The organism is Amycolatopsis sp. NPDC058278 (assembly GCF_042881395.1).
GTDB lineage: Bacteria > Actinomycetota > Actinomycetes > Mycobacteriales > Pseudonocardiaceae > Amycolatopsis.
The window spans coordinates 41,341-67,215 of sequence record NZ_JBHVXZ010000034.1 but is presented as its reverse complement, the minus strand read 5'-3'; the positions used below and the strand labels follow the sequence as shown (position 1 = coordinate 67,215).

The 25,875-nt window shown below is 72.7% G+C and carries 27 protein-coding genes; 16 read left to right on the top strand and 11 right to left on the bottom strand.

Features of this window, described 5'->3' with window-relative positions; all coding sequences use genetic code 11:
- Nucleotides 1–138 precede the first annotated feature (138 nt).
- The 4 genes from ACFVYA_RS19665 to ACFVYA_RS19650 are packed head-to-tail and all read left to right on the top strand — an operon-like array spanning nt 139 to nt 1,730.
- Nucleotides 139–297 (top strand): ribbon-helix-helix protein, CopG family, encoded by a 159-nt coding sequence (locus ACFVYA_RS19665; RefSeq protein WP_103335892.1) that lies wholly within the window; start codon nt 139–141, stop codon nt 295–297.
- Between the two features lies 1 nt (nt 298).
- On the top strand, nt 299–643 hold the full coding sequence (locus tag ACFVYA_RS19660; protein ID WP_387046705.1) for a VOC family protein: 345 nt from the start codon (nt 299–301) through the stop codon (nt 641–643).
- 1 nt (nt 644) lies between these two features.
- Nucleotides 645–1,487 (top strand): class I SAM-dependent methyltransferase, encoded by an 843-nt coding sequence (locus ACFVYA_RS19655; RefSeq protein WP_387046704.1) that lies wholly within the window; start codon nt 645–647, stop codon nt 1,485–1,487.
- A 6-nt stretch (nt 1,488–1,493) separates the two neighbouring features.
- On the top strand, nt 1,494–1,730 hold the full coding sequence (locus tag ACFVYA_RS19650) for a CGNR zinc finger domain-containing protein (protein ID WP_387046702.1): 237 nt from the start codon (nt 1,494–1,496) through the stop codon (nt 1,728–1,730).
- A 6-nt stretch (nt 1,731–1,736) separates the two neighbouring features.
- Here the strand turns inward: ACFVYA_RS19650 and ACFVYA_RS19645 are convergent, their stop codons facing one another.
- Entirely contained in the window at nt 1,737–2,366 is a 630-nt protein-coding gene (locus ACFVYA_RS19645; protein WP_285990668.1) for a TetR/AcrR family transcriptional regulator, read from the bottom strand.
- 254 nt (nt 2,367–2,620) lie between these two features.
- Between ACFVYA_RS19645 and ACFVYA_RS19640 the strand changes: the two genes are divergently transcribed.
- The gene (locus ACFVYA_RS19640) at nt 2,621–3,178 is read left to right on the top strand and encodes a hypothetical protein (protein WP_387046699.1); all 558 of its coding nucleotides are present in this window, start codon (nt 2,621–2,623) and stop codon (nt 3,176–3,178) included.
- 53 nt (nt 3,179–3,231) lie between these two features.
- Nucleotides 3,232–3,387: a hypothetical protein gene (locus ACFVYA_RS19635; RefSeq protein ID WP_387046698.1), complete on the top strand. Its 156-nt coding sequence runs from the start codon at nt 3,232–3,234 to the stop codon at nt 3,385–3,387.
- Nucleotides 3,388–3,692: 305 nt separating this feature from the next.
- Here ACFVYA_RS19635 and ACFVYA_RS19630 read toward each other — a convergent pair whose 3' ends face one another.
- A complete protein-coding gene (locus tag ACFVYA_RS19630) occupies nt 3,693–5,162 on the bottom strand; it encodes an FAD-dependent oxidoreductase (protein WP_387046696.1) in 1,470 nt (489 codons plus the stop codon).
- Nucleotide 5,163: 1 nt separating this feature from the next.
- Nucleotides 5,164–6,066 carry a diiron oxygenase gene (locus ACFVYA_RS19625; RefSeq protein WP_387046695.1) on the bottom strand — a complete coding sequence of 301 codons (903 nt, stop codon included), beginning with the start codon at nt 6,064–6,066 and terminating at the stop codon, nt 5,164–5,166.
- Between the two features lie 107 nt (nt 6,067–6,173).
- Between ACFVYA_RS19625 and ACFVYA_RS19620 the strand changes: the two genes are divergently transcribed.
- Nucleotides 6,174–7,742 carry an adenylate/guanylate cyclase domain-containing protein gene (locus ACFVYA_RS19620; protein WP_387046694.1) on the top strand — a complete coding sequence of 523 codons (1,569 nt, stop codon included), beginning with the start codon at nt 6,174–6,176 and terminating at the stop codon, nt 7,740–7,742.
- 46 nt (nt 7,743–7,788) lie between these two features.
- On the top strand, nt 7,789–8,709 hold the full coding sequence (locus tag ACFVYA_RS19615) for an alpha/beta fold hydrolase (RefSeq protein WP_387046693.1): 921 nt from the start codon (nt 7,789–7,791) through the stop codon (nt 8,707–8,709).
- Between the two features lie 75 nt (nt 8,710–8,784).
- Here the strand turns inward: ACFVYA_RS19615 and ACFVYA_RS19610 are convergent, their stop codons facing one another.
- A complete protein-coding gene (locus ACFVYA_RS19610; RefSeq protein ID WP_387046692.1) occupies nt 8,785–9,798 on the bottom strand; it encodes a zinc-binding dehydrogenase in 1,014 nt (337 codons plus the stop codon).
- Between the two features lie 81 nt (nt 9,799–9,879).
- Here ACFVYA_RS19610 and ACFVYA_RS19605 point away from each other — a divergent pair, with 81 nt between their 5' ends.
- The 3 genes from ACFVYA_RS19605 to ACFVYA_RS19595 all read left to right on the top strand — a co-directional run bounded on the left by ACFVYA_RS19605 (nt 9,880) and on the right by ACFVYA_RS19595 (nt 14,159).
- Nucleotides 9,880–10,485, top strand: coding sequence for a TetR/AcrR family transcriptional regulator (locus ACFVYA_RS19605; RefSeq protein WP_387046690.1), 606 nt, complete (start codon nt 9,880–9,882; stop codon nt 10,483–10,485).
- Complete coding sequence (locus ACFVYA_RS19600; RefSeq protein ID WP_387046688.1) at nt 10,482–12,107, top strand: CocE/NonD family hydrolase; 1,626 nt, start codon at nt 10,482–10,484, stop codon at nt 12,105–12,107. Before ACFVYA_RS19605 ends, ACFVYA_RS19600 begins: the two co-directional genes overlap by 4 nt.
- 129 nt (nt 12,108–12,236) lie before the next feature.
- The gene (locus ACFVYA_RS19595) at nt 12,237–14,159 is read left to right on the top strand and encodes a DNA/RNA non-specific endonuclease (protein ID WP_387046686.1); all 1,923 of its coding nucleotides are present in this window, start codon (nt 12,237–12,239) and stop codon (nt 14,157–14,159) included.
- Here the strand turns inward: ACFVYA_RS19595 and ACFVYA_RS19590 are convergent.
- A complete protein-coding gene (locus tag ACFVYA_RS19590; protein WP_387046685.1) occupies nt 14,131–14,820 on the bottom strand; it encodes a GntR family transcriptional regulator in 690 nt (229 codons plus the stop codon). The genes ACFVYA_RS19595 and ACFVYA_RS19590 overlap by 29 nt on opposite strands.
- 46 nt (nt 14,821–14,866) lie before the next feature.
- Between ACFVYA_RS19590 and ACFVYA_RS19585 the strand changes: the two genes are divergently transcribed.
- Nucleotides 14,867–15,289 (top strand): VOC family protein, encoded by a 423-nt coding sequence (locus ACFVYA_RS19585; RefSeq protein WP_387046683.1) that lies wholly within the window; start codon nt 14,867–14,869, stop codon nt 15,287–15,289.
- A 111-nt stretch (nt 15,290–15,400) separates the two neighbouring features.
- On the top strand, nt 15,401–16,225 hold the full coding sequence (locus tag ACFVYA_RS19580) for a sigma-70 family RNA polymerase sigma factor (RefSeq protein WP_387046681.1): 825 nt from the start codon (nt 15,401–15,403) through the stop codon (nt 16,223–16,225).
- Here the strand turns inward: ACFVYA_RS19580 and ACFVYA_RS19575 are convergent.
- Genes ACFVYA_RS19575 through ACFVYA_RS19555 form a run of 5 tightly spaced genes read right to left on the bottom strand, consistent with a single transcriptional unit; the run spans nt 16,215 to nt 21,694 of the window.
- Nucleotides 16,215–17,276: an acyl-CoA dehydrogenase family protein gene (locus ACFVYA_RS19575; protein ID WP_387046678.1), complete on the bottom strand. Its 1,062-nt coding sequence runs from the start codon at nt 17,274–17,276 to the stop codon at nt 16,215–16,217. The genes ACFVYA_RS19580 and ACFVYA_RS19575 overlap by 11 nt on opposite strands.
- Complete coding sequence (locus ACFVYA_RS19570) at nt 17,273–18,193, bottom strand: acyl-CoA dehydrogenase family protein (protein WP_387046676.1); 921 nt, start codon at nt 18,191–18,193, stop codon at nt 17,273–17,275. The genes ACFVYA_RS19575 and ACFVYA_RS19570 overlap by 4 nt, the downstream gene beginning before the upstream one ends.
- Nucleotides 18,190–19,320, bottom strand: a complete 1,131-nt coding sequence (locus ACFVYA_RS19565; RefSeq protein ID WP_387046674.1) for an acyl-CoA dehydrogenase family protein — start codon at nt 19,318–19,320, stop codon at nt 18,190–18,192. Before ACFVYA_RS19565 ends, ACFVYA_RS19570 begins: the two co-directional genes overlap by 4 nt.
- Entirely contained in the window at nt 19,320–20,165 is an 846-nt protein-coding gene (locus ACFVYA_RS19560) for an enoyl-CoA hydratase (RefSeq protein WP_285990653.1), read from the bottom strand. Before ACFVYA_RS19560 ends, ACFVYA_RS19565 begins: the two co-directional genes overlap by 1 nt.
- Nucleotides 20,162–21,694 carry a FadD3 family acyl-CoA ligase gene (locus ACFVYA_RS19555; RefSeq protein WP_387046672.1) on the bottom strand — a complete coding sequence of 511 codons (1,533 nt, stop codon included), beginning with the start codon at nt 21,692–21,694 and terminating at the stop codon, nt 20,162–20,164. The genes ACFVYA_RS19560 and ACFVYA_RS19555 overlap by 4 nt, the downstream gene beginning before the upstream one ends.
- Nucleotides 21,695–21,776: 82 nt before the next feature.
- Here ACFVYA_RS19555 and ACFVYA_RS19550 point away from each other — a divergent pair, with 82 nt between their 5' ends.
- The 3 genes from ACFVYA_RS19550 to ACFVYA_RS19540 are packed head-to-tail and all read left to right on the top strand — an operon-like array spanning nt 21,777 to nt 24,849.
- Nucleotides 21,777–22,922: an acyl-CoA dehydrogenase family protein gene (locus ACFVYA_RS19550; RefSeq protein WP_387046669.1), complete on the top strand. Its 1,146-nt coding sequence runs from the start codon at nt 21,777–21,779 to the stop codon at nt 22,920–22,922.
- Nucleotides 22,919–23,689, top strand: a complete 771-nt coding sequence (locus tag ACFVYA_RS19545) for an SDR family oxidoreductase (RefSeq protein ID WP_387046667.1) — start codon at nt 22,919–22,921, stop codon at nt 23,687–23,689. The genes ACFVYA_RS19550 and ACFVYA_RS19545 overlap by 4 nt, the downstream gene beginning before the upstream one ends.
- A gap of 8 nt (nt 23,690–23,697) precedes the next feature.
- Nucleotides 23,698–24,849, top strand: coding sequence for an acetyl-CoA C-acetyltransferase (locus ACFVYA_RS19540; protein WP_285990649.1), 1,152 nt, complete (start codon nt 23,698–23,700; stop codon nt 24,847–24,849).
- Between the two features lie 16 nt (nt 24,850–24,865).
- Here the strand turns inward: ACFVYA_RS19540 and fgd are convergent, their stop codons facing one another.
- Nucleotides 24,866–25,870, bottom strand: coding sequence for a glucose-6-phosphate dehydrogenase (coenzyme-F420) (gene fgd / locus ACFVYA_RS19535; RefSeq protein WP_285990648.1), 1,005 nt, complete (start codon nt 25,868–25,870; stop codon nt 24,866–24,868).
- Between the last annotated feature and the right edge of the window lie 5 nt (nt 25,871–25,875).

Genomic DNA, 25,875 nt, shown 5'->3' with positions numbered 1-25,875 from the left:
GGCATGGCTCCGACTTCGTCGTCGAGGAGTGTTAGCGCTAACAAATACGGCTGGATTCTTGACCCCGGCAGGGCGTGACGTCAAGAGGCGGACGGCGGGACTTGCGGAGTTAGCTTGCTAGCATGCTAGCCTGTGCTGGTGGGTGATGACGATGTCAAGCAGTTCAACGTGTACCTGCCGATCGGGTTGATCCGGCAGGTCAAGCACCGGGCCGTCGAGACCGAGCAGTCGCTCTCGGCGCTCGTCGCCGAAGCGCTGCGCGCCTACCTCGCGACCGATCCCGAAGAGGAGCACTGATATGACGACCGAGGGCATCGAGGCGATGTACCTGGAGACGCACAACTGGGGCAAAGCGGCCAAGTTCTTCCAGGCGCTGGGTTACGAGCTGGAATTCGCGACCGACCACAACTCCGGGCAGCTGCGCAACGGCGACGGCCCCTGGCTGTTCATCGCCGAGGTGCCCGAGAGCCAGGAGCCGCGGACGCAGATCGTGTTCAAGGTCCCGAACGCGGACGAGTTCGAGGCCGGCGACATCGTGGAGGTGGTCACACCGTTCGAGAAAACCCATTACGGGACAAGGGAAATGACCGTCCGCGACCCCGACGGGCGAACGTGGACGTTGTCGGCACCGGGCGCGGCCTGACGTGGCCGCGCCGGACAGCACGGCGGTGCGCACGGCCCTGTGGCGGGCCCTGCACGTCGCCGTCGACCCGCCGCCGCACGTCTTCGCCGACGAACTGGGCCTGCGGCTGGCCGATCCCGGAGACGGTTGGCGTGCCCGCGACGACATGGACCCGGCCACCGCGGGCCGCTACCGGGCCGGCATGGTGGCCCGGGCGCGGTTCGTCGAGGACCTGGTCGCCGAGCAGGCCGCCCGGGGGGTCGGCCAGTACGTGATCCTCGGGGCCGGGCTGGACACCTTCGCCCAGCGGCGCCCGGAAATCGCGTCCCGGCTGCGGGTGTACGAAGTGGACCAGCCGGGCCCGCAGGCCTGGAAGCGCGCCCGGCTGGCGGAACTCGGCGTGGGCGTGCCGGACTGGCTGCACTTCGTGCCGGTCGACTTCGAGACGGCGTCGTGGTGGGACCGGCTCACGGCCGCGGGCTTCGCGCCGGGCGAACCGGCGGTCGTGGCGTCCACCGGCGTCAGCATGTACCTCACGGCGGAGGCGAACGCGGCCACGCTGCGCCGGATCGCCGGGTTCGCCCCGGGCTCCACGCTGGCGATGACGTTCATGCTGCCGGCCGGCCTCCTCGACGAGGGCGAACGCGCCCGCCACCGGGCCACCGCTCGCCGGGCGGAGGCGGCGGGGACACCGTTCGTCAGCTCGTTCTCCCCCGCGGAAATGCTGACAATGGCTCGAGCGGCCGGGTTCCGCGAGGTTTCCCACGTCTCGGGTGCCGAGCTCGACGAGCGGTACTTCGCGGGCCGCACCGACGGGCTCCGGGTGGTACGGGGCGAGGAATTCCTCGTCGCCACCACCGGCTAGACCGTCTTGACCACCCCGCCGTCGACGACCAGGGCGAGGTGCTCCCCCACCGAGCCCGGCGCGGTCCAGATCTCGGTGCGCACTGCCGCGGACGGTTCGTGGCAGCGGATGAAGTCCTGCGGCGCTCCGGACTGCGGCTGGGTGTTCTACGACCACAGCAAGCCACACCACGCCCGGTGGTGTTCCACGGCGGGCTGCGGGAACCGGATGAAGACCCGCGCCTACCGGGACCGGAAGGGCTGACCCGGGCTATGGCCGGGGCTGCTGCCCCAGGTACGCCCGCAGCATCGTCTTGACCGGCTCCAGGAGTTCGGGGGCGCCGTCGAGGCGGAAGGCCTCCTGGATCACGGCGTCGGCGGCGATGAACGCCGTGCGGCACGCCACCGCGGCCTCGTAGTCGTCGCGCAGGAGGTGCTGTGCGACGAGGATGCGGTGCACGCCGGTGGCCATCACGCGCTTGTGCGCGAGGTCGGCTTCCCGGGTTCCGTCGGTGAGGCCGCGGCCGAACCACAGCGCGCGGAATCCGGGCTCGGCGCGGTAGAGCCCGGCGAAGGCGTCGACGAGCAGGCCGACGGGATCCGCCCAGGTCTCCTCGGCCGCGCGCTCGGCGAACGACGTCATGAGGTCTTCCAGGCGGGCGAGGTAGACCTCGCCCAGCGCCTCGGTGATGGCGTCGCGGTCCGGCAGGTACTGGTACAGCGCACCCACCGAGACGCCGGCCTCGGCGGCGACGCGGGTGGTCGTCAGCGCCTCGACGCCGTCCGCGGCGAGCAGCCGGTCGGCGGCCGCCAGTACCTGGGCCAGCTTCTGCCGCGAGCGTGCCTGGCGCGGCACCCGGCGCAGGCGGACACCCGCTTCGATCGGCTCCGGGCCGGTCATGCGGCCTCCAACCTGAACGTGACTTTGATTCGTATTTATTCTAGCCTCGCCCGCGGCTCTCGGCAGCCCGGACTTCGCCGCCGCCCGGCGCGGTCGCCCGCGGCCGCGAAGCGGGTCCCGGGCCGTGACGTCCCGGAGCGTTGCCGGTCCGGGAAAATCGCATGGAGTGGATCAGCGGCGGAACGCCCGGCTCGGAACGGAAGGCGCAGGTTCGATTCCTGCCTCCAAGTCTCGTAGCGCTAGGGGAAGTCCACATGGCACAGGAGGCGGCACCCGGCTACGCCTACGGGCAGCTCGAACGAGCGCTGCGCACGGCTTCGTCCACAGAGGACGCCACGGTTCGCCGTCGTGCCCTCGCCAAGGCCGACCGGTGGCACGCGGTGCTCGCCGGCATGACCGGCGGGTCGCCGGCGATCGGCTCGCGTACCCCGGTCGCGGACACCCCGGCGTGGGTGACCCTCGAGGTCGCGCACGGCGGGTTCGCCACCGGCCGGTACCTCGCCGAGGTGCCGGTGCGCCCGGAGGAACTCGCCGCCGTGCCCGGCGGCACGCGGGGCACCACCGATCGCGAGCGCGTCAACCTCGGGTACCTCACCGACGCCGGGCTCGCCGCCCGGCGCACGGCCCTGGCCACCGAGGCCTACCGCGTGGAGGTCCCGGAGGACGCCGCGCTCCCCGTGGTCGCCTGGCTGCTCGGCCACGGGCACGCCGAGGCCGCCCTGGACCTGGTCGCCGAGCTGCGGCCGCTGCTGCACCGGCTGCGCCTGGCTCCGCTGCCCGGCGCCGCAGGCGGCAGGCGATCTTCTTCCTGAGCTTCTGCACCGAGGAGGAGCAGCGGGCCGCGGTCGCGCGGCTGGGTGAGCTGGTGACGCAGGCGGGATTGGCGGAGCGATTCGGCCCGGCGGTGACGGGCCTGGCCGCGGTGGTGGAGGGCGCGAGGTTCTCGGCGGACGGCACCCTCCCGGGCGGTTCGGGACGGCGGTTGCCGGGCTGGACGACCGGCCCGCACTGGTGCCGGTAGCCACGCGGCCGCCCTGCGCCGAGAGCGGCCGGAAGCCGTTTCCCACCAAGGTTTCCGGCCACCACCCGGCCTGGCCGGCTTCGCCTCGGCCCCCTGCGTCGCACCGGCGGCAACTCAGCCGCGGCCGAACAACCCGCTCCCTTGCCCCGTACCCGCGGAACTCAAGCGCAGCCGCGCAACCTCGCTCCCCGCCGCCGCACCGGCGGCAACTCAGCCGCGGCCGAATAACCCGCTCCCCTGCCCCGCACCCGCGCAACTCAGCCGCGGCCGAACAACCTCGCACCCCCCGCCGCACCCGCAGCAACTCACGCCCGGCCGAACAACCTCGCACCCCGGCGCCGCACCGGCAGCCGCCCGGTCACCGCGTCCTCCAGCAGCGCTCCCACCGTCTCCCGTGCGCATGCCTTGTTCGCGCCGATCCCGCCCGAGGGCCCGCGCTTGATCCAGCCCGCCACGTACGCCCCCGGCCGCCCGGTGACCCGGCCCTCCTCGTTCGGGACCGTCCCCGCCTCGTCGTCGAACGGCAGCCCCGGCACCGGGACCCCGCGGAAGCCCGCCGCCCGGACCACCCGGGCCGCCGCGATCCGGACGTCACCCTCCGGGCCCGATGCCACCACCTCGCGGACCTCGGTGTCGCCCTCGAACGCCACCGGTGCCGAGTGGAAGCGCAGCACGATGCGACGGCCCTCCAGGGGCGGTGTCGACCAGTCGACTTTCTCGCGCGGCACCCCGCGTAGCCACGCCGCCTTCTCGCCCGGCGAGGCGCTGTCGATCGCCGCCGCGGTACGCGGGTCGTGCGCGTCCACCACCAGGCCGCCGCGGGCCGCCAGGGCCAACAGCTCCGGTCGCGTGTAGGCCGCCGTCTCCGGGCCGCGGCGGGCCAGCACCACCACCTCGCGGACCTTGGCCGATCGCAGGCGCGCCAGCGCTTCCGGCGCGATCGACGTCCCGGCGAGGGCCTCCGGTTCCGCCGTCAGGATGCGGGCGACGTCCAGGGCGACGTTGCCGGTGCCCACGACGACCACGCGCTCCGCCGAAAGGTCGACGGCGTCCGGCTCGACGTCCGGGTGGCCGTTGTACCAGCCCACGACCGTCGCGGCGGGGAGGCTGCCGGGCAGGTCTTCGCCCGGGACGCCGAGGCGCCGGGCCTCCGTCGCCCCGACCGCGTAGATCACCGCGTCGTGGCGATCGGCCAGCCCGGGGCCGGCCGTCACGCCGAGCCGCAGGCGCAGCCGCGGGTGGTCGTGGAACCGCGCGAACGTCTCGCCGATCTTCTTCGTCGACGGGTGATCGGGCGCGACGCCGTAGCGGATCAGCCCACCGGCCACCGGCAGGCGGTCGACCAGCGTCACGCGGGCGTTCGTGTGCAGCAGCAGGTCTTCCACCGCGTACATCCCCGCCGGACCGGTGCCGACGACGGCGACGTCCAAGGGCGCGAAGTCGCTCGGCAGCACTCGCGCGAACGACGGCGGGGACCACCGGTGGAAGTTCGGCGCCACCGAAACGTCCGCCAGGACGTCCCGGCCCACGTAGTACTCCGCGTTGATCTCCTCGTACGCCCGCAGCGGCCCGGTCAGCTCGGCGGCCGGGAAGATCGCGTCGACCGGGCAGGCGTCGGCGCAGGCGCCGCAGTCGATGCAGGTGGCCGGGTCGATGTAGAGCAGGTCGGTCGTCCCGAAGTCCGGCTCGTCCGGCGTCGGGTGGATGCAGTTGACCGGGCAGACCGACACGCAGGTCGCGTCGGTGCAGCAGGTCTGGGTGATCGCGAACGCCATGTCAGATCAGGTTCGCCCGCTTGTAGAACCACAGCGAGGGCTTGGTCAGCAGCCCGGCCGAGTGCAGGAACTCCATGAGCCCGGAACAGCTGGAGCGCAGCATCGACTTGTGGTGCTCGTTCGCCTTCGCCTCGCGCCGCGCGCGCTTGCCGTCCAGTCCGGCGTTCTCGTAGACCTTGCCGTTCACCATGCTCGTCACGATGAAGTAGGACGCGATCGCGACGACCAGGCCGTTGATCTGCCGCCGCAGCCACCCGGCGCCCTCGAGCCGCTCGCGGGTCTCCTCGCGGGCGAACTTCATGTGCCGCGACTCCTCCACGACGTGGATGTTGTTGATCGTGCGCACGAACGGGACCACCCGCTCGTCGCGCATCCAGTCGCGCTGCATGACGTCGAGGACCTCTTCGGCGACGAGGATCGCCGCGTAGGCGGCCTCCCCGCTCGCGGTGGCCTTGAAAACCCGGCCCAGTTCGACGACGAACCGGCGCGGCCGGTACGCGGGCGCCCGCAGCTTCGCCGCGCCGCGGGCGAACATGATCGAGTGGCGGCACTCGTCGGCGATCTCGGTCAGCGCCCACTGGAACGCCGGGTCGGTGGGGTCCTTGGCGTAGAAGTCGCGCAGCACCATCTGCTGCAGGATCATTTCGAACCAGATCCCGGTGCTGGCCACCGACGCCGCCTCCTGGCGGGTCAGCTCGCGCTGCTGCTCCGGAGTCATGTCGGCCCAGTAGGAGGTGCCGTAGAGCGTGCTCCACTCCGGACTCGCGCCGTGGTAGCCGGTGTCCAGCGGCGTCTCCCAGTCGACCTCCTTGACGGGGTCGTAGGACAGCTGCTCCGACGAGTCGAGCAGCCGTCGCGCCACGGTCTCCCGGTCCGACACGCCCGATTCGCTGATGCTCGTCACGACCGACCTCCTCGTCAGGTGTTACCGAAGTTCACTGTTACCAACCGTAACACATACTCCCGGCACCCGTCTCCGGGCAATTCAGTGAACGGCCGTACACTCAAATGGTGAACCCAGGACGCGCCCCGGCGAAGCCGTTCGGCTCCGGCCTGCTCGGACCGCTGGACCAGCACGCCACGGCGCTGCGCCGGCGCGTCCAAGGCCTGCTCACGGCCGCTTTGATCGCCACCAACGTGATCGGCGCGCTGGTCGTCGTCGGACTCGCGGCACTGCTCATGCCGGCGCCCGGAATGTCCGGCGAGCTGGTCCGCGTCACGGCGGTCGCAGTACCCGTGTACGTCGTTTCGGCGGTCGTCGCCGGTACGCTGTGGGGCACCCGCGGCGCCCTCCGGACCCTGCGCTGGGCGGCCGACGGACGACGTCCGACCGACGCCGAGCGCGCCGCGAGCCTGCGCGTCCCGTTGCGGCTGACGTTCGTGCAAGCCGTGCTGTGGGGTATCGCGACGCTGGTCTTCGGCGGGCTCGCGGCGCTCGTGCAGCCGGAGGTCGTCCTCACCGAGTTCCTCGTGGTCGCGTTCGCCGCGGTCGTCGTCTGCGCGATCGCCTACCTCTTCGGCGAGTTCGCGCTGCGGCCGTACGCGGCGCTGGCGCTGGCGGGCACCACGCCGCCGCGGCCGGTCAACGGCGGTGTCAACCGGCGGATGCTGCTGTTCTGGTGCCTGGGCACCGGGGTGCCGGTGGCCGGGCTGGTCGTCACCGCGGTGCTGGCCTGGGTGCGCGGCGACGTCTCCACCACGAAGCTCGCCGTGTCGGTGATCGCGCTCGGGCTGGTCGTGCTGTGCTTCGGGCTGCTGGTCACCGTGTTCACCGCCCGCTCGGTGGTCAACCCGATCTCGTCGGTGCGCGACGCGCTCGGACGGGTGCGCGCCGGGGACTTCGCCGTCGAAATCCCGGTCTACGACGGCACCGAGCTCGGCCTGCTGCAGGCCGGGTTCAACGACATGACGGCCGGGCTGGCCGAACGCGAACGGCTGCGCGACCTGTTCGGCAAGCACGTCGGCCACGAGGTCGCGGTCGAGGCCATGCGCACGTCGACCGGGCTGGGCGGCACGGTCCGCACGGTCTCGGTGCTGTTCGTCGACCTCGTCGGGTCGACGGCGCTGGCCGCGAGCCGGCCGCCGGAGGAGGTCGTCGGCCTGCTCAACCGGTTCTTCGCGGTGGTGGTCGACGAGGTCGACCGGCACCACGGCCTGGTCAACAAGTTCGTCGGCGACGCCGCGCTGGCCGTGTTCGGGGCGCCCGCGCCGCTCGGCGACCACGCCACCTGCGCGCTGGCCGCCGGCCGCGCCATCGCCCGCCGGCTGGCCGCCGAGGTGCCGGACGGCCCGGCCGGCATCGGCGTGGCGACCGGGGACGCGGTCGCGGGCAACGTCGGCGACCCGCGCCGCTTCGAGTACACGGTGATCGGCGACCCGGTCAACGAAGCCGCCCGGCTGACCGAACTGGCCAAGAACGCGCCCGGCCGGCTGCTCGCCTCGTGGACGGCCGTCGAGTCCGCGGCCCCGGACGAGGCGGCCCGGTGGACGGCGACCGGGGACGTCACCCTGCGCGGCCGCACCCGATCCACGACGCTCGCCTCGCCCCGGCAGGCGGGCGGGCCTCCCGGCGGGTCCTGACGTACGGTCCGGAGTGGACACCGCAACCGGCGAACAGGGGACACGAATGCTCACGCACCGGACCGTCGAGGTCGGCGGGCTCCGCATGCACCTCGCCGAGCAGGGCACCGGCCCGCTGGTGCTGCTGCTGCACGGCTGGCCCGAGACGTCCCACTCGTGGCGGCACCAGATGGCGCCGCTGGCCGACGCCGGCTACCACGTCGTGGCACCGGACCAGCGCGGCTACGGCGGCACGGACGCGCCCGCCGACGCGAGCCAGTACACGCTCCTGCACCTCGTCGGCGACGTCGTCGGGCTGATCCACGCCCTCGGCGAGCGGGAGGCCATCGTGGTGGGCCACGACTGGGGCGCGCCCGTCGCGTGGCACACCGCGCTCCTGCGCCCGGACATCGTCCGCGGCGTCGCCGGGATCAGCGTGCCGCCGGCCCTCCGTGCCCCCGCCCCGCCGCTGAGCCTGCTGCGCGAGCGGTTCGGCGACGGCTTCTACCAGAGCTACTTCCAGCAGCCCGGCGTCGCCGAGGCCGAATTCGGCGCGGACCTGCGCACGACGTTCCGCAAGCTGCTCGGCGGGACCGCGGGCGAGCCGGTCGTCCGGGACGGCGAGGGCTTCCTCGACCGCTTCACCGAGCCGGAGACACTGCCGGCCTGGCTGAGCGAGGAGGACGTCGACGCCGCCGTCGAGGCGTTCGGCCGCTCGGGGTTCACCGGCGGGCTCAACTGGTACCGCAACATCGACCGCAACTGGGAGCTCCTGGCCGCGTGGCGGGACACGCCGATCACCCGGCCGGCGTTCTACCTGTGCGGCGACGGCGACCTCACCCGCGCGTTCACCGACAGCAGCCGCATCGCCGAAGCCGCGGCCGACCTGCGTGGCGTCGTCGACGTCCCGGGCGCCGGGCACTGGGTCCAGATGGAACGCCCGGACGAGGTGAACGCGGCCCTGCTGGCGTTCTTCAAGCAGCTCTGACGACAAGCGCGGGCTTGCGCGATGCCGCCGAGTCCGCCGCCGGAGCGGATGTCCTGGGCGATCCGCGCTGACCGGTCAGCGGCGCGGGTCGATGTGGACCTTCGGCCCCGCGCCGCCGATCCGCTCTCCCGCCAGCACGGCCCCGACCTCACCCAGGCCCACGGTCGCCGCCACGAGCGGCCGCGGGTCGACGGCGCCGCTCGCGTACGCGGTGATCGTCTCGGCCAGGCCGGGCGACCCGGACAGGACGCCGACCGCCGTGACGTCCTTCAGCACCAGCGCGCGGGTGTCGAGGGGGCTGGGCTGCCCGGACAGTCCGATGTAGACGACCCGGCCCGCGGGTTCCACCAGTTCCACCGCCAGCGCGGGTGAGCCGGCCGCGCCGGTCGCGTCGACGACCGCGTCGAAGGGCAGGTCCGGCAGCGTTTCCCGGGTCCACGTGTCCGCGAAGCCGAGACTGCGGGCGAAGTCCGGGGAACCGACGCCCAGCACGTGCACCTCGGCGCCCGCCGCGCGCAGGAACATCGTCGTGAGCAAGCCGATCGTCCCCGGTCCCAGTACCAGCGCCCGGTCGCCCGTGCCGGCGCCGGCCGCGCGGGCCGCGCGCAGGGCGTTGCCGCCCGGTTCGACCAGGGCACCGAGCACGGCGTCCACCGCGTCGGGCAGGGCGTGCAGCGACCACGCGGGCACGGCGAGCCGTTCGGCCAGCGCGCCGGCCCGGCCGCCGCGGATGCCGACCTCCTGGCGCCGCTCGCAGGTGTGCTGGTGGCCCCGGCGGCAGCGGCGGCACGTCCGGTCGCCGAGCATGGTGTCGCCCATGACCCGGCGGCCGAGCCAGGCCGGGTCCACCCCCGTCCCCACCTCGGTGACCGTGCCCGCCCACTCGTGGCCGAGCCGCATCGGGTACGCCGAGTGTCCCTGGTGGAGGTAGGTCATCTCGCCGGTGAAGAACTCGACGTCGGTGCCGCACACCCCGGCGCGCTCGACGTCGACGACGACCTCACCAGCGACGGCCCGCGGCGCGGGGACCTCCTGCACCGAGCACTCGCCCGGCCCGGTGAGCACGAAGGCCCGCATGGTCGAAGACATGGCCGCATCCTCGCATCCCCGAGGTGCGCCCCCGATCAACAACACTTGCTATTTTCTTGACACCTGTCCATTATCGGACCCGTGGAAGCCGACTGGACCACCGAAGCGCCCGCCAAGGACCGGCGGGTGCGCCGGTCGCGCGCGGCGCTGATGCGGGCGGCGGTCGAGCTCGTGTCCGAACGCGACTCCACGGCCGTCGCGGTCTCCGAGATCGCCGAGACGGCCGACGTCAGCCGCCAGGTGCTCTACCAGCAGTTCGGCGACCGCGACACGCTGCTGCTGGAGGCCGCCCTCGACCTCGTCCGGCGCGAACTGCTGGACAACCTGCCCGACGACCGGACGCCGGACGGTGAGCGGGCGTCGATGCTCGCCTTGGGTCGGCACTTCGCCGCCCACCGGCGGTTCTACCGCGCCCTGCTGACCAGCTCGTCCGCGTTCGCCCTCAACAAGGCACTGACCGGCCTGTTCCTGCCGATCAACCGGCAGCACACCGCCCGGCTGCTCGGCAGGCGGCTCGACGAGCGCGGGGTCGAAGACCTGGCCGCCTTCCTGACCGGCGGCGCCGCCGCGGTCGTCAACACGTGGGTCATCGAGGGGCCGGAGCCGCTCGACCCGGAAGAGTTCACCGGCCGGCTGATGCGGATCCGCGGAGTCGTGACGGCGATGATCACGAAGGAGCCCCGGTGAACCCGATCAGCCAGCTGCTCGAGCGGCTGCTGAAGCTGCCCGCCCCCGGCACGCGGAACCTCGTCGTCCAGCGGGACCTCCGCGTCCCGATGGCCGACGGCGTCGAGCTGCTCGCCGACCGGTGGGCACCCCGCACCGGCGATGCTGGACTGCCGACCGCGTTGGTGCGCAGTCCCTACGGCCGGCAGGGCGCCTTCGGCGCGATCCTGGCGCGTCCCCTGGCCGAGCGCGGTTTCCAGGTGCTGATGCAGAGCACCCGCGGCGGCTTCGGCTCCGGCGGCGTCTTCGACCCGCTGCGGCAGGAACGCGAAGACGGCCTCGCGACGCTCGACTGGGTCGTGAAGCAACCGTGGTTCGGCGACGCGATCGTGCTCACCGGCGCCAGCTACCTGGGCTACGTGCAGTGGGCCGTGGCCGACCGGCTGCCGCCGCAGGTCAAGGCGATGATCCCGCACATCACCGAGTCGCGGCTGACGCTGGAGTTCCTGCGGGAAGACGGCCTTTCGCTGGAGACACCGTTCGGCTGGGGCGTCCAGGTCGCGACCCAGGAGCGCCGCTTCGCGCTGCTCCGGCGGCGCAGCCAGGCGAAAAAGGTGCAGCAGGCGCTGAACACGCTGCCCCTCGCCCAGTCCGACGTCGTCGCCATCGGCCACCGCTCGGACTACATCCAGGACGTCCTCGCCCACCCGGAAACCAGCCCGCGCTGGGCGGCGGTCGACCACCGGGACCGCGTCGCCGACGTCACCGTGCCGGTCAGCTCGATCGGCGGCTGGTACGACATCTTCCTGCCCGGCCAGCTCCGCGACTTCCGGACGCTGCAGGACGCCGGACGGCGGCCGCGGCTCACGGTCGGGCCGTGGACCCACGCCGGCGAACTGCTCGTCGGCGCGAGCGTCTCCCTCCGGGAAACCCTCGACTTCGGGCTCGCGCACGCCCGCGGCGAGGAACCCCCGGAGCGGGCGCCGGTCCGGCTGTTCGTCATGGGCGAGGAAGCCTGGCGCGACTTCGCTTCGTGGCCGCCCGAAGGCTATGCGCCGCAACGGTTCCACCTGCAGGCGGGCGGCACGTTGGCGCCGGGCGCCCCCAGCGAGTCCGCGCCGGACCGCTATCGCTACGACCCGGCCGACCCGACTCCCGCGGCCGGCGGCGTGCGCATGGCGCCCGACGCGGGCCGGGTGGACAACGCGGCGCTCGAAGCCCGCGCCGACGTCCTCACCTACACCACCGACGCGCTCGGCGAAGACGTCGAAGTGATCGGGGACGTCAGCGCGGAGATCTGGTTCCGGTCGAGCCTGCGGTTCGCCGACGTCTTCGTCCGGCTCTGCGACGTCGGCCCGGACGGCCGCTCGGTCAACGTCTGCGACGGCCTCACCAGCCTGCGTGACGCGACCGAACTGGCCGCCGTCACGGTCCGGCTGTGGCCGACGGCGCACCGGTTCCGGCGCGGGCACCGCATCCGGGTCCAGGTCTCCAGCGGCGCTTTCCCGCGCTACGCCCGGAATCCCGGCACCGGTGAACCCCACGCCACCGCGGTGACGCTGCGCCCCGCGGACCAGGAGGTCCACCACGATCCCACGCACGCGTCGGCGATCGTGCTTCCGGTGCGTGATTTTCGACAATAGCCTTCATCGCGCGAAAAAACGGCGAAGTGGCGTGAAAAAGAATTCCCGGCGACTCGCCGGGAATCGTGTAACGCACCCTCCGGTCGCGCGACTAACGCGGTGTTTCCGCCCCGCCCGCCGGGAGGCATCGTGGACGTCAAGACAGACCGGCAGTCCGAACAGGAGCAGGCCGCGGCCGCCCGGGCCGCCGAGCGCACCGGGCAGCGGCAGGCCAAGATCGCGTTGCTGCGCAAGCCCGGCGGGATCGCCGAGGCCGACGAGCCGAGCCGGGTCGCCACCCGGATCGACCGGCTCGGCCGCTACTACCCCGACGTCCGGCCGGTGAGCCCGGCGGCGATCGCGGCCGGGGACCCGGAAGCGATGACGGCCGCCGGCGCGATCCTCGAACGCATCGTGCTCACGAACGACCTGCTCGGCGTGGGCTACCTCGAAGGCGGCGTCACGGCGTCGGCCGCCGTCGGCCGGGTGAACATCCGCACCGGCCAGGGCCGCCTGATCGGCTACGGCACGGGATCGCTGGTGTCGCCGGAGCTGCTGCTGACCAACCACCACGTGCTGCCGGACGCCGAGGCCGCCGGGTTCAGCGTCATCGAGTTCGACTACCAGGACGGCATCGACGGCCTGCCCCGGCCGGTGCGGGCCTTCGCCCTCGACCCGGACCGCTTCTTCGCCGCCGACCGGGAGCTGGATTTCGCGCTGGTCGCGGTGAAGGCGTCCGCCGACGAATTGCGCCGCTTCGGGTTCAACCGGCTGATCGGCAGTGAAGGCAAGGCGATCGTCGGTGACTTCGTCACCATCGTGCAGCACCCCGGTGGCGGCAAGAAACAGATCGCGCTGCGGGAAAACCGGGTCGTCGACGTCCTCGAGGAATTCCTGCACTACGAAACCGACACCGAACCCGGGTCGTCCGGCTCGCCGGTGTTCAACGACCAGTGGGAGATCGTGGCGCTGCACCACGCGAGCGTCCCGGCGGCGGGCCACGCCGAGTACGGCGGATTCCTCAACGAAGGCATCCGGGTCAGCAAGCTGCTGAAGTTCCTGCGGGACCGGAAGTTCACGCCGGCGCAGCAAGCGCTGCTCGACCGGCTGGCCACCCGCCCCGAGCGTGCGCAGCCGGCCGCCGACGGCGCCGCACCGGTCCTGTCGCTCTCGATGCCGTTCGACATCCGGCTGCGCGCCGAACCGGCCGCCGGGCGGATCGATCCCGACTATTCGAACCGCGAAGGGTACGACCCGGCCTTCCTGCCCGGGCACACCGTGCCGCTGCCGGGCCTGTCCGACGCGCTCGTCCCGCTGGCCGCGCTCAACCGGCAGGCCACCGGCGAGCCGAAGTACGTGCTGCCGTACCACCACTTCAGCGTCGTCATGCACAAGGAACGGCGCCTGGCGATGTTCACCGCGGTCAACATCGACGGGCGCACCAGCCGGGCGCTGCGGCGCGAAGCCGACCACTGGTCGCTCGACCCGCGCGTGGCCGTGACCGAGCAGGTCGGCGAGGAGATCTACCGGGACAACCCCCTGGATCGCGGGCACCTGGTCCGCCGCCTCGACCCGGCGTGGGGCGCGACGGAACCGATCGCGCAGCTGGGCAACGACGACACCTTCCACTTCACGAACTGCTCGCCGCAGCACAAGGACTTCAACGAGAACAAGACGACCTGGGCCGGGCTCGAGGACTACGTGCTGACCAACGCGGACAACTTCGACCTGAAGGTCAGCGTGGTGACCGGCCCGGTCCTGGCCACCGACGACGACCGGTACCGCGGCGTGCAGCTGCCGCGCCAGTTCTGGAAGGTCGTCGCGATGGTCAAATCCGGCGGCGCCCTCTCGGCGACGGCGTACCTGCTGAGCCAGGAGGAGCTCATCCACGGGCTGGAGGCGGCGGTCGAGTTCGATTACGGCGCCTACCGCACCTATCAGGTGCCGGTCCGCCGGATCGCCGAGCTGACCGGCCTGTCGTTCGGCGACCTCGAGGCCGCCGATCCCCTCGGCGGCCTGGAGTCGACGAGCGAAGCCCAGGAGATCAGGACGGCGGCGGACCTGGTGCTCTGACGCCCGCGGGCGTCCGTCCACTGAGGATTTCGAAGGCGTGGCGGCGGTGTTCGGCGAACAGCGCGAGCGCCGTCTCGCGGTCGCGGGCACGCAGGGCCGCCACGAGCTCGCGGTGTTCCGCCGGGATGCCCGCGAGGTAGCCGTCGGTGGCGACGCCGATCCGGGTCAGCAGGAACAGGTGCACCTGCGAGCGGATCGCGTGCCAGGCTTCGAGCAGCCGCCGGTGGCCGGCGGCCGCGTAGACGGCGTCGTGGAATTCGAGGTCGCACCGGACCATTTCGTGCTCGCCGGCCGCCCGTTCCATGCGCCGCACCACGGCGTCGATCGCGGCCAGGGCGTCGTCGCCGGCGCGCTCGACGACCAGCTCGACGGCCAGGTGCTCGAGAGCCGCCCGCAGGCTGTCCAGCTCGGCGACGTCCTCGCCGGACAGCGTGGTCACCGTGGCGCCGCGGTGCCACTCGCTGCGGACGAGACCTTCGCGCTCCAGCCTGAGCAGCGCCTCCCGCACCGGCCCACGGCTGACGCCCAGCGCTTCCGCCAGCTCCACCTCGCGCAGCTGGCTGCCGGGGGCGTAGCCGCCGTCGAAGATCGCGTCACGGATCCGGTCGGCGACCTCGTCGGCCAGCCCACGGCGCCGGGCGGGAACCAACGAACCACTCATGTCTTAATGTTAACATTCAGACAAGAGCTTCGGCGAAGGGAGACCGATGACCCCGTCCATCCCCCGGTTCCACCTGGCGATGCCGGTGGACGACCTGGCCGCCGCCCGGCGGTTCTACGGCGAGGTCCTCGGCCTCGCGCAGGGCCGCAGCGCGGACACCTGGGTCGACTGGAACCTGCACGGCCACCAGTTCGTCACGCACCTGGCTCCGGCGGGCCCGCAGCGCGTCCACAACCCGGTCGACGGGCACGACGTGCCGGTGCCGCACTTCGGGCTGATCCTCACCGTCCCGCAGTTCCAGGCCCTCGCCGACCGGCTGCGGGCGGCGGGAACGGAATTCGTGATCGAGCCGTACGTCCGCTTCGCCGGCCAGGCCGGTGAGCAGTGGACGATGTTCCTGCTCGACCCGGCCGGCAACGCCCTGGAGTTCAAGGCCTTCGCCGACGACGCCCAGGTGTTCGCGGTCTGACGGGCCGAGTTCAACCACTCGATCGGGCCGACCGACGGTGACGGACACGACTGTGCCGTTCACTTTGGGTACCCCCGGGTCACGGAGCGTGCCTGACCCGGGGAGACCGCCATGGAACCAGCCGACGACGAGCCGGACTCCGTGCTGCTCGCCGCCCTGCGGGCCGGGGACCTCGATGCCGCCGGGCGGCTCTTCCGCCGGCACGCCGAGCCGCTCCGGCGGACCGCCGGGGCCTGGGCGCGGCAGCCCGCGGAGCGGGACGATCTCGTGGCCGAGACGTTCGCCCGGGTGCTGACCGTCGTGCGCGCCGGCGGCGGGCCGCACGGGGACCTGCGGCCCTACCTGGTCGTGACCCTGCGCAACCTGGTGTCGCGGTGGAGCAAGCAGCGCAGCCGGGTGGAGCTGCGGGCCACGGTCCCGGAAGCCCCCGCCGGAGGCGCCGACGAACTCGCCCTCCGCCGGTCGAACGCCCGGCTCGTGTGGTCGGCCTACTGCACGCTGCCCGGCCGGTGGCGGACGGTGCTGTGGCGTACCGAGGCCGAGGGCGGCACCCCGACGGAGGTGGCGCCCTCGCTCGGGCTGTCGCCGAACAGCGTCGCGGCGCTGGCCATGCGGGCGCGGGAAGGGCTGCGGCAGGCCTACCTGCAGGTCCAGGTGCCCGAGCCGGCCGAGCCGGGCTGCCGCGAACCCCGCCGCCGGATGGGCGCCTGGGTCCGCGGCGCGCTGCCGCCGCGCCGGGCGAACGCGGTCGCCGAGCACGTCGCCGGCTGCCGGGCCTGTTGGCTGGTCACCCGCGGCCTGGCCGAGGCGAACCGCGAACTACCCGGCGCCACCCGCGGCCTGACCGAAGCCGACCGCGAACGACCCGGCGCCAGCCGCGACCTGACCGAAGCCAACCCCGAACTACCCGGCTCGGCCGCCCGGCTCACCGGCTGATCCGCGGGCCGGGGAAGCCCGCCGGTTCGCCGAAGAGCAGGGCGGTCCCGTGCGCCCGCTTGAAGTACAGGTGGGCGTCGTGTTCCCAGGTGATCGCGATGCCGCCGTGGAGCTGGATCATCTCCGCGGCCGCGTGGGCGAAGGCCTCGCCGCACACCACCTTCGCGGTCGCGACCGCTTCGGCGTCGCCGTCCACCAGGGCCGCGTAGAGCGCCGAGCGGGCCGCTTCGACGTGGACGTGCACGTCGGCCATCCGGTGCTTCAGCGCCTGGAACGACCCGATCGGGCGGCCGAACTGGCGGCGTTGCTTCGTGTACTCGACCGTCAGCTCCAACGCCCGCGCGGCCGCGCCGGCCTGCTCCGCGGCGACGGCGACCGTCGCCGTGTCGCGCAGCTGCCGCAGCGGCTCGGCGTACCCGCCCACGTCGAGGCGGCGGGCGGGCGTCGAAGCGCATTCGACGACCGCGAGGCGCCGGCCCGGGTCCAGGCTCGTGGCCCGTTCCCGGCGGACCTCCGCCACCGGCACCTCGAAGAGGCCGGACCCGTCGTCCGTGCGGGCCACGGCGAGGAGGACGTCGGCGATGTCGCCGTCCAGGACGTAGCAGGCGCGGCCGTCGAGCCCGCTGTCCGACGCGCTCAGGGCCGGGGTCCACCGGCCGTCCGCGCCGGACCAGGCCAGCGCCGCCAGGGTGGTGCCCGCGGCGATGCCCGGCAGCAGGCGCTCGCACGCTTCGTCGTTCCCGGTGCGAAGCAGCGCTTCGCCGCACAGCACCGCCGAGCCCAGCATCGGCGCGGGGGTGAGCGTCCGGCCGAGCTCCGCGAGCACGACGCACGCCTCGGCGAGCCCGGCACCCGCGCCGCCGTAGTGCTCCGGGATCGCCAGGGCGGCGACGCCGATCTGTTCGCAGAGCGTCGACCACAGCTTGTCGTCGTAGCCCAGCGGCGACTCCAGCGCGGCCCGCACCGCCTCCGGACCCGATCGGCGCGTCAGCAGGGCCCGGACGGCGTCCCGCAGCGCCCGGGCTTCCTCGGTCTCCATCGGGTCCGTCATCGGAGGACCCGCGCGCGGTGGAACGACCCGGTCCCCCAGGCCCCGGCGAGGGCCCGCACCTTCGTCAGCCGGAGCCCGAGGTCGTGCTCGGCCGTGTAGCCGATGGCGCCGTGCACCTGCAGGGCGGTCCGCGCCGCGAGGAGCGCGGCGTCCCCGGCCATGACCTTCGCCGCCGAGACGTCGCGGGCGAAGGTCTCCCCGGCGACGGCCGCGCCGTAGAGCAGCGGCCGGGCCAGTTCCAGCCGGGTGACGACGTCGGCGAGGAGGTGCTTGATCGCCTGGTACTCGCCGATGGCCCGGCCGTACTGCCTGCGTTGTTTCGCGTACGCCACCGAGCTGTCGAGGAGCCACTGCCCCGCCCCCAGGAGCTGGGCGGCCACGGCCAGGACGCCGCGGTCGAACGCGGTGCCGCCCGATCTCCCGGCCGCGGCCGGGACCCGGAACAACCGCCGCGGCGGATCGATCGAGCGGACGGGCCCGGCATCGGCGCCGGTGAGGTGCGCACCGGTGAGGTCGAGGACCAGCCCCGCGATGTCGGCGTCGAGGGCCAAGGGGACCTCCGGCGGCGCGACGACGGTGGCCACGAGGTCGCCCTCGGCGAGAGAGGTGAGCCGGTGCCCGGTCAGCAGCGCCGGGGCGACCGCGGCCGACTCGACGAGCGGGCCCGGGACGGCGTGGTAGCCCAGGGCCTCGAAGGCGACCACCAGATCGGCCGGGCCGGCGCCGAGACCGCCGTGGTCCTGGGGCACCAGCAGGGCGAAGACCCCGACGTCGGCGAGCCCGCGCCAGAGCTTGAGGCCGCGGGCGTGCTCCCCCGCCGCCCAGGCGCGGGCGGCGGCCGCGGTGTCCGCCCCGCCCAGCAGCTCGTGCAGCGTCGCGGCGAACTGCCGTTGCTCCGGCGAGAGCAGGAACCTCATCGGCGGGCCTCCCTCGGAAGCGTCAGCAGCCGTTCGGCGATCGTGTTGCGCTGGATCTGGTCGGTGCCGCCGTAGATCGGCCCGGCGAGGGAGAACAGGTAGCCATCGACCCAGGCCTGGTCGGTTTCGGCGGCGGGACCCAGCACATCGAGGGCGGTCTCGTGCAGCTCGACGTCGAGGTGCGACCAGAACAGCTTGTTCACACTCGACTCCGGCCCCAGCTCGCCGCCCTCGGCCAAGCGGCTCACGGTGCCGAAGGTGTACAGCTGGTACGCCCGGGCGCCGATCCAGGCGTCGGCCACCCTGTCCTGTGTGGACGGTGAGGCACCGTTGTCCCGCCAGAGGTCGACCAGCCGGTCGGCCGCGGCGAGGAACCGGCCCGGGCTGCGCAACGACAGCCCGCGCTCGTTGTTCGCCGTCGTCATCGCGACCCGCCACCCCTGGCCCACTTCGCCGATCACGTCCTCGTCCGGCACGAACACGTCGTCGAAGAAGATCTCCGCGAACCCGGGCTCGCCGTCCAGCTGCGGGATCGGCCGGACCGTCACCCCCTCGGCACGCAGATCGGCCATGAAGTACGTCAGGCCGCGGTGCCGCTCGGCGCCGGAGTCGGTGCGGAACAGCCCGAACGCCCGATCGGCGAAACTGGCGCGTGAACTCCACGTCTTCTGGCCCGACAGCAGCCAGCCGCCGTCGGTGCGGACCGCCGTGCTGCGCAACGCGGCGATGTCGCTGCCCGCCTCCGGCTCCGACCACGCCTGCGCCCACACCTGCGCACCGGTCGCCATGGCGGGCAGGATCCGGTCGCGCTGCTCCTGCGTGCCGTGGGCGAACAACGTCGGGGCGAGCATGAAGATGCCGTTCTGCGACACCCGCCCCGGCGCGCCCGAGGCGTAGTACTCCTCCTCGAACAACAGCCACTGCAGCATCGACGCGTCCCGGCCGTGGTATTCGGTCGGCCACGACACGACCGACCAGCGCGCCTCGGCGAGTTCGGCTTCCCACCCGCGGTGGGCTTCGAAGCCTTCCGCGGTGTCCATCGACGGCAGCGGACGGACGTGCGAGGCGAGCCATTCGCGGGCTTCGTCGCGGAAGGCGGCCGAAGCCTCGTCGATGTCGAGGTCCATCACGCCTCCTTGTTCGCGTCGCGCATCGACCGTGCGGACTGCCCGCCCAGGGCGTCTTCGGAGGTCTCCGCGTTGTGGGCGTGCGCGAAGTGGTGCAGCCCGAACACCGAGTCCATTCCGGACCGCAACCCCATCAGGTCTTCGGCCTGGTTGACCGCCTTCTTCGCCAGCGCCAGCCCGAACGACGGCATCCCGGCGATCTTCCCGGCGAGTTCCAGGGTGCGCTCTTCCAGTTCGGCCCGCGGCACGATCCGGGTGACCATGCCCCATTCCTTGGCCTGCTGGACGGTGAACCGCTCCCCGGTGAACAGGACCTCCTTCGCCGCGCGGGGCCCGAGCACCCACGGATGCGCGAAGTACTCCACCCCCGGGATGCCCATCCGCACCACGGGATCGGCGAAGAACGCGTCATCCGAGGCGACGATCAGATCGCACACCCAGGCCAGCATCAGCCCGCCCGCGATGCAGGCGCCCTGCACGCTGGCGATCATCGGCTTCGGGATCTCCCGCCACCGGCGGCACATCCCGAGGTAGACCTCGGACTCGCGGGCGAACCGCTGATCGCCGCCGGCCCGGTCGGTGTGGTCCCACCACAGCACCGCCCGCCGGTCGAACGACTGATCCGCGTCCCGCCCGGGACTGCCGATGTCGTGCCCCGCCGAGAAGTGCTTCCCCTCCCCCGCGAGCACGATCACCTTGACCTCGGGATCGTTCACCGCGTCCGTGAAGGCGTCGTCGAGCGCGTAGGTCATGGCCGAGTTCTGGGCGTTGCGGTACTCCGGCCGGTTCATCGTCACCACCGCGACCGGCCCCCGCCGCTGCGACCGGACCACCGATTCACTCATGCCTTCTCCTCGGTCAGCAGCCGCTTCAGCACCTTGCCGGAAGCGTTGCGGGGCAGTTCGTCCAGGAACTCCACGAACCGCGGGGTCTTGTAGTTGGCGAGCCGCTCGCGGCAGAAGGCGATGACCGCCTCCTCCGTCAGCCCGGCTCCGACGACGAACGCCTTGCCCACCTCGCCGAGCCGCTCGTCCGGGACGCCGACCACGGCGACGTCGCGGACGCCGGCCAGCTCGGTCAGGGCGTGTTCGACCTCGGCCGGGTAGACGTTGAAACCGCCGCAGATGTACATGTCCTTGAGCCGGCCGGTGATGGTGAGGTTGCCGGCGGCGTCGAGCTCGCCGACGTCACCGGTGTGCAGCCAGCCCCGCTCGTCGACCGCCTTCGCCGTCGCCGCCGGGTCGTCGAGGTACCCGAGCATCACGTTCGGCCCGCGCACCACGATCTCGCCGGGCGAACCCTGGATCGCCACTTCGAAGCCCGCGGTCGCCCGGCCCGACGTGCTCGCCACGAGCTCCGCGGGGTCGCCGGGGCGGCACATCGTCACCACGACGGCTTCGGTGAGACCGTAGGCGGTCAGCACGGTCTCGAACCCGAGTTCGGACCGCATCCGGCGCACGAGCGACGCGGGCACGGTGGCCGCGCCGGTGACCGCGAGCCGCAGCGACGACAGATCGCCCTTGCGCGGCTCGTGCAGCAGCGACTGGAAGACCGTCGGCGCGCCCGGCACCACGGAGATCCGCTCCCGCTCGATCGCCTTCAGCGCCTCGCGGACGTCGAACACCGGCTGCGGGACGATCGTCGCGCCGGTCAGCAGGCCCACCACGATGCCGGCCTTGTAGCCGAAGCTGTGGAAGAACGGGTTGATCACCAGGTACCGGTCGTCCGCGGTGACCTGGCCGCAGTCCGCCCACGCCGCGGCGACCTCGACCGTCTGGCGGTGGGCCGACAGCACGCCCTTGGAGCGGCCGCTGGTACCGGAGGTGAAGAGGATGTCGCTGACGTCGTCCGGGCCGACGGCGTCCGCCCGTGCTTCGGCCTCGGCCGGTGACACCCGCTCGGCCAGGGCCAGGAACTCGTCCCAGCCCAGCGTCCCCTCGACCGGCCGGTGCGGCTCCTGCAGCGGCACCCGGACGACCGTGCCGAGGTCCGGCAGCGCGGCACCGGTCTCCCGGATCGCGGCGTGGCGGTCGGTGCCGAGGAAGTCGGCGGCCACGACGAGCGCCTTGGCCCGGCCGCGGACGAGCAGGTCGACCGTTTCGGTGGCGGTGAAGCGGGTGTTGACCGGGATCAGGGCCGCGCCCGCGTAGAGGGCGCCGAGCGCCGCGAAGACCCAGTGGTGGGTGTTGGGCAGGGCGACCGCGACCCGGTCGCCCGCCTGGACACCGCACGCGGCGAACGCCCGCGCGACCGTTTGAACACGTTCCAGAAGCTGGTCGTAGCCGAGCCGCACCGAGCCGTCGACCAGTGCCTCCGCGGATCCGAACTTCGCGGCGGCGTCACGGACGACGGCCGGGATCGTGGTCTGTCCCACCACAGCCTCCTCTGGACCAACAAAGTAGAACGTGTTCTCATTACCCTAGGTGCCGGACCGGCCCGGCAGCAAGGAGGCGTGCGTGGAACCGTCGCGATTCCGCCGCGAGGTCGCGGACTGGCTCGCCGGCAACCTGACCGGCGAGTTCGCCCGGCTGCGCGGTCTCGGCGGCCCGGGGCGGGAGCACGAGGAGTTCGACCTGCGCCTCGCCTGGGAACGCCACCTGGCCGCGGCGGGCTGGACCTGCGTGGGCTGGCCGGCCGAGCACGGCGGCCGGGGCTTGTCCCTGGCCGAGCAGGTCGCCTTCCACGAGGAATACGCCGCCTCCGGCGCGCCCGCCCGGGTCAACCACATCGGCGAACAGCTGCTCGGCCCCACGCTCATCGCGTTCGGCACCCCCGAGCAGCAGGCCCGCTTCCTCCCCAAGATCGTCGCGGTCGAGGAGCTGTGGTGCCAGGGCTACTCCGAACCCGGCGCCGGCTCCGACCTCGCCGCCGTTTCGACCACCGCGGTCCTGCGGGACGGCGAGTGGGTGATCAACGGCCAGAAGATCTGGACCTCCCTCGCCCACGTGGCCGACTGGTGCTTCGTGGTGGCTCGCACCGAACCCGGTTCCCAGCGCCACCACGGCCTCTCCTACCTGCTGGTCCCGCTGCGCCAGGACGGCGTCACCATCCGCCCGATCCAGCAGCTCACCGGCACTTCGGAGTTCAACGAAGTCTTCTTCGACGACGCCCGCACCCCGGCCGGCCACGTCGTGGGCGAACCGGGCCAGGGGTGGAAGATCGCGATGGCCACCCTCGGCTTCGAACGCGGCGTCTCCACCCTCGGCCAGCAGATCGGCTTCCGCCGCGAACTCGACGACATCACCGCCGAAGCGAAACGGCTCGGCACCTACGACGACCCGCTGTTGCGCGCCGACCTCGCGCGCGCCCGCATCGGCCTGCGCGTTCTCCGCGCCCACGCCCTGCGGACGCTCGGGCAGGCCGCCGGGCCGGAGGTCGCGGTCGGCAAACTGCTGTGGGCCCAATGGCACCGCGGCCTCGGCGAACTCGCCGTGCGCGCCCGCGGCACCCGGTCCCTCACCTCCGCCGGGGACGAACTCGACGAGTGGCAGCGGCTGTTCCTGTTCACCCGCGCCGACACCATCTACGGCGGCTCCGACGAAATCGAACGCACCATCATCGCCGAGCGCATCCTCGGCCTGCCCCGGGAGGCCCGCCCGTGATCCCCCAGTACCCACCCGGCCACGACCTGCTGCGGGGCAAGATCGTCGTCGTCACCGCCGCGGCGGGCACCGGGATCGGCTCCGCCGTCGCGAAACGCTGCCTCGAAGAGGGCGCGAGCGTCGTCATCAGCGACTGGCACGAACGCCGTCTCGCCGCCAAGGCGGCCGAGCTGGCCGAACTGGGCAAGGTCCACGCCATCACCTGCGACGTCACCCGCGAAGACCACGTCCAAGCCCTGATCGACGGCGCCGTGAGCCACTTCGGGCGCCTCGACGTCATGGTGAACAACGCCGGGCTCGGCGGCACGAAGTCGGTGCTGGAGATGACCGACGAGGAATGGTCGAAAGTCCTCGACATCACCCTCACCGGCACCTTCCGCTGCACCCGCGCGGCCTTGAAGCAGTTCGTCGCCCAGGGCGGCGGTGGATCCATCGTCAACAACGCGTCCGTGATCGGCTGGCGCGCCCAAGCCGGGCAGGCGCACTACGCCGCCGCCAAGGCCGGCGTCATGGCGCTGACTCGCTGTTCGGCGTTGGACGCCGCCGCGCACGGTGTCCGGATCAACGCCGTCGCGCCGAGCCTGGCGATGCACCCGTTCCTCGCCAAGGTCACCAGCGACGAGCTCCTGGCCGACCTGACCAAGCAGGAAGCGTTCGGCCGCGCCGCCGAACCCTGGGAAGTCGCCAACGTCATGGTCTTCCTCGCCAGCGACTACGCGAGCTACCTCACCGGCGAAGTCGTCTCCGTCAGCAGCCAGCACCCCTAGGAGCCCCCGTGCCCGAAGCCTTCCTCCTCGACGCGGTCCGCACGCCCGTCGGCCGGCGCGGCGGCGCACTGGCCGGGTGGCACCCGGCCGACCTCGGCGCGCACGTCATCAAAGCCGCCGTCGAACGCGCCGGCGTCGACCCCGACCTGGTCGACGACGTCATCCTCGGCTGCACCGACACCCTCGGCCCGCAGTCGGGCAACATCGCCCGCACCGCGTGGCTCGCCGCCGGGTTCGCCGACCACGTGCCCGGGGTGACGATCGACCGGCAGTGCGGGTCGAGCCAGCAGGCCGTGCACTTCGCCGCGCAGGCCGTCATGTCCGGCACCCAGGACCTGGTGCTGGCCGGGGGCGTGCAGAACATGAGCCGCATCCCGATCAGCGCGGCGATGCTGGCCGGGCGCGAGTACGGCTTCGACGACCCGTTCTCCGGCTCGAAGGGCTGGCAGGAGCGCTACGGCAGTGCCGAGGTCTCGCAGTTCCGCAGCGCCGACATGATCGCCGAGCACTGGGACATCAGCCGCGCGGACATGGAGGAGTACGCGCTGCGCAGCCACCGGCGGGCGCTGTCCGCGATCGACGAAGGCCGGTTCGACGCCGAGATCGCCCCGGTCGACGGCTTCCGGCACGACGAGGGACCACGCCGGGACACGTCACTGGAGCGGATGCGCGGCCTGAAGCCGCTGAGCGAGGGTTCGCGGCTGACGGCGGCGGTGGCCAGCCAGATCTCCGACGCCGCGAGCGCGGCCGTCCTGGCGTCGGAGACGTTCGTCAAGGAGCACGGCCTGACGCCGCGGGCCCGCATCCACCACCTGTCGGTGCGCGCCGCGGACCCGGTGTGGATGCTGACCGGCCCGATCCCGGCGACGGCGCACGCGCTGCGCAACGCCGGGCTGAAGATCGACGACATCGATCTGTTCGAGGTCAACGAGGCCTTCGCGAGCGTCGTCCTGGCCTGGCTGGACGAAACCGGCGCGGACCCCGAGCGGGTCAACGTGAACGGGGGCGGGATCGCCCTCGGCCACCCGATCGGGGCCACCGGCACCAAGCTCCTCGCCACGCTCCTGCACGAGCTGGAGCGCCGAGGCGGACGTTACGGCCTGCAGACGATGTGCGAAGGCGGCGGCACCGCCAACGTCACCATCATCGAACGCCTCTGAAGCGATCGCCGGCCGGTCAGCCGAGGGCGTGCAGCTTCGGCAGGACGTCCTCGGAGAACTGGGTCAGGAACCGTTCCTGGTCGTGGCCCGGGCCGTGGAAGACGAGGTGGTTGAGGCCCGCGTCGAGGTACGGCTTGATCTGCGCCACGGCCTCGTCCGGGTCCGACGCCACGATCCACCGCTTGGCGACCTGCTCGATCGGCAGCTCGTCGGCCAGCCGTTCCATCTCCTCGGCCGAGGAGACGCTGTGCTTCTGCTCCGCCGACAGCGACAGCGGCGCCCAGAACCGCGTGTTCTCCAGCGCCTTCTCGTGGTCGCGGTCGTAGGACAGCTTGATCTCGATCGTCCGGTCGACGTCCTCGACAGCCTTCCCGGCCGCCTCCGCGCCTTCCTTGACGGCCGGCATCAGCTTGTCGGTGTAGAGCTCCATGCCCTTGCCGGACGTGCAGATGAACCCGTCCCCGGCCCGGCCCGCGTACTTGGCGACCACCGGGCCACCGGCGGCGACGTAGACCGGCACGGGCTGCTCCGGCCGGTCGTAGATCTTGGCGTCCACCAGCTCGTAGTAGTCGCCCTTGAAGTTGACGTTGTCGCTGGTCCACAGCTCACGGATCAGCTTGATCGACTCGCGCAGCCGGGCGAAGCGCTCCTTGAACTCCGGCCACTCCCGCCCCGAGACGGCGATCTCGTTCAGCGCCTCGCCGGACCCGACACCGAGGATGACGCGGCCGTTCGACAGCAGCGACATCGTCGCGAACGCCTGGGCGATCACCGCCGGGTTGTACCGGAACGTCGGGGTCAGCACGCTCGTGCCGATCTGCACCCGCTCGGTGCGCTCGGCGACCGCCGGCATCCAGGCCAGCGCCCACGGAGCGTGGCCGCCTTCGTGCCGCCACGGCAGGAAGTGGTCGGACACCCAGACCGAGTCCAACCCGACCTCTTCGGCGCGGACGGCGTACTCGACCAGGTCCCGCGGCCCGAACTGCTCCGCCGACGCCTTGTATCCGACCTTCAACGCCACGCTCT

Excerpts from the sequence above, each read along its gene's own strand:
- ACFVYA_RS19640 (WP_387046699.1), top strand. The coding sequence starts at position 2,621 with ATGGCACAGGAGGCGGCACCCGGCTACGCCTACGGGCAGCTCGAACGA.
- ACFVYA_RS19610 (WP_387046692.1), bottom strand. The coding sequence starts at position 9,798 with ATGTCTTCGACCATGCGGGCCTTCGTGCTCACCGGGCCGGGCGAGTGC.
- ACFVYA_RS19575 (WP_387046678.1), bottom strand. The coding sequence starts at position 17,276 with ATGACGGACCCGATGGAGACCGAGGAAGCCCGGGCGCTGCGGGACGCC.
- ACFVYA_RS19580 (WP_387046681.1), top strand. The coding sequence starts at position 15,401 with ATGGAACCAGCCGACGACGAGCCGGACTCCGTGCTGCTCGCCGCCCTG.
- ACFVYA_RS19560 (WP_285990653.1), bottom strand. The coding sequence starts at position 20,165 with ATGAGTGAATCGGTGGTCCGGTCGCAGCGGCGGGGGCCGGTCGCGGTG.
- ACFVYA_RS19645 (WP_285990668.1), bottom strand. The coding sequence starts at position 2,366 with ATGACCGGCCCGGAGCCGATCGAAGCGGGTGTCCGCCTGCGCCGGGTG.
- ACFVYA_RS19630 (WP_387046696.1), bottom strand. The coding sequence starts at position 5,162 with ATGGCGTTCGCGATCACCCAGACCTGCTGCACCGACGCGACCTGCGTG.
- ACFVYA_RS19565 (WP_387046674.1), bottom strand. The coding sequence starts at position 19,320 with ATGGACCTCGACATCGACGAGGCTTCGGCCGCCTTCCGCGACGAAGCC.
- ACFVYA_RS19660 (WP_387046705.1), top strand. The coding sequence starts at position 299 with ATGACGACCGAGGGCATCGAGGCGATGTACCTGGAGACGCACAACTGG.
- ACFVYA_RS19585 (WP_387046683.1), top strand. The coding sequence starts at position 14,867 with ATGACCCCGTCCATCCCCCGGTTCCACCTGGCGATGCCGGTGGACGAC.
- ACFVYA_RS19570 (WP_387046676.1), bottom strand. The coding sequence starts at position 18,193 with ATGAGGTTCCTGCTCTCGCCGGAGCAACGGCAGTTCGCCGCGACGCTG.
- ACFVYA_RS19615 (WP_387046693.1), top strand. The coding sequence starts at position 7,789 with ATGCTCACGCACCGGACCGTCGAGGTCGGCGGGCTCCGCATGCACCTC.
- ACFVYA_RS19590 (WP_387046685.1), bottom strand. The coding sequence starts at position 14,820 with ATGAGTGGTTCGTTGGTTCCCGCCCGGCGCCGTGGGCTGGCCGACGAG.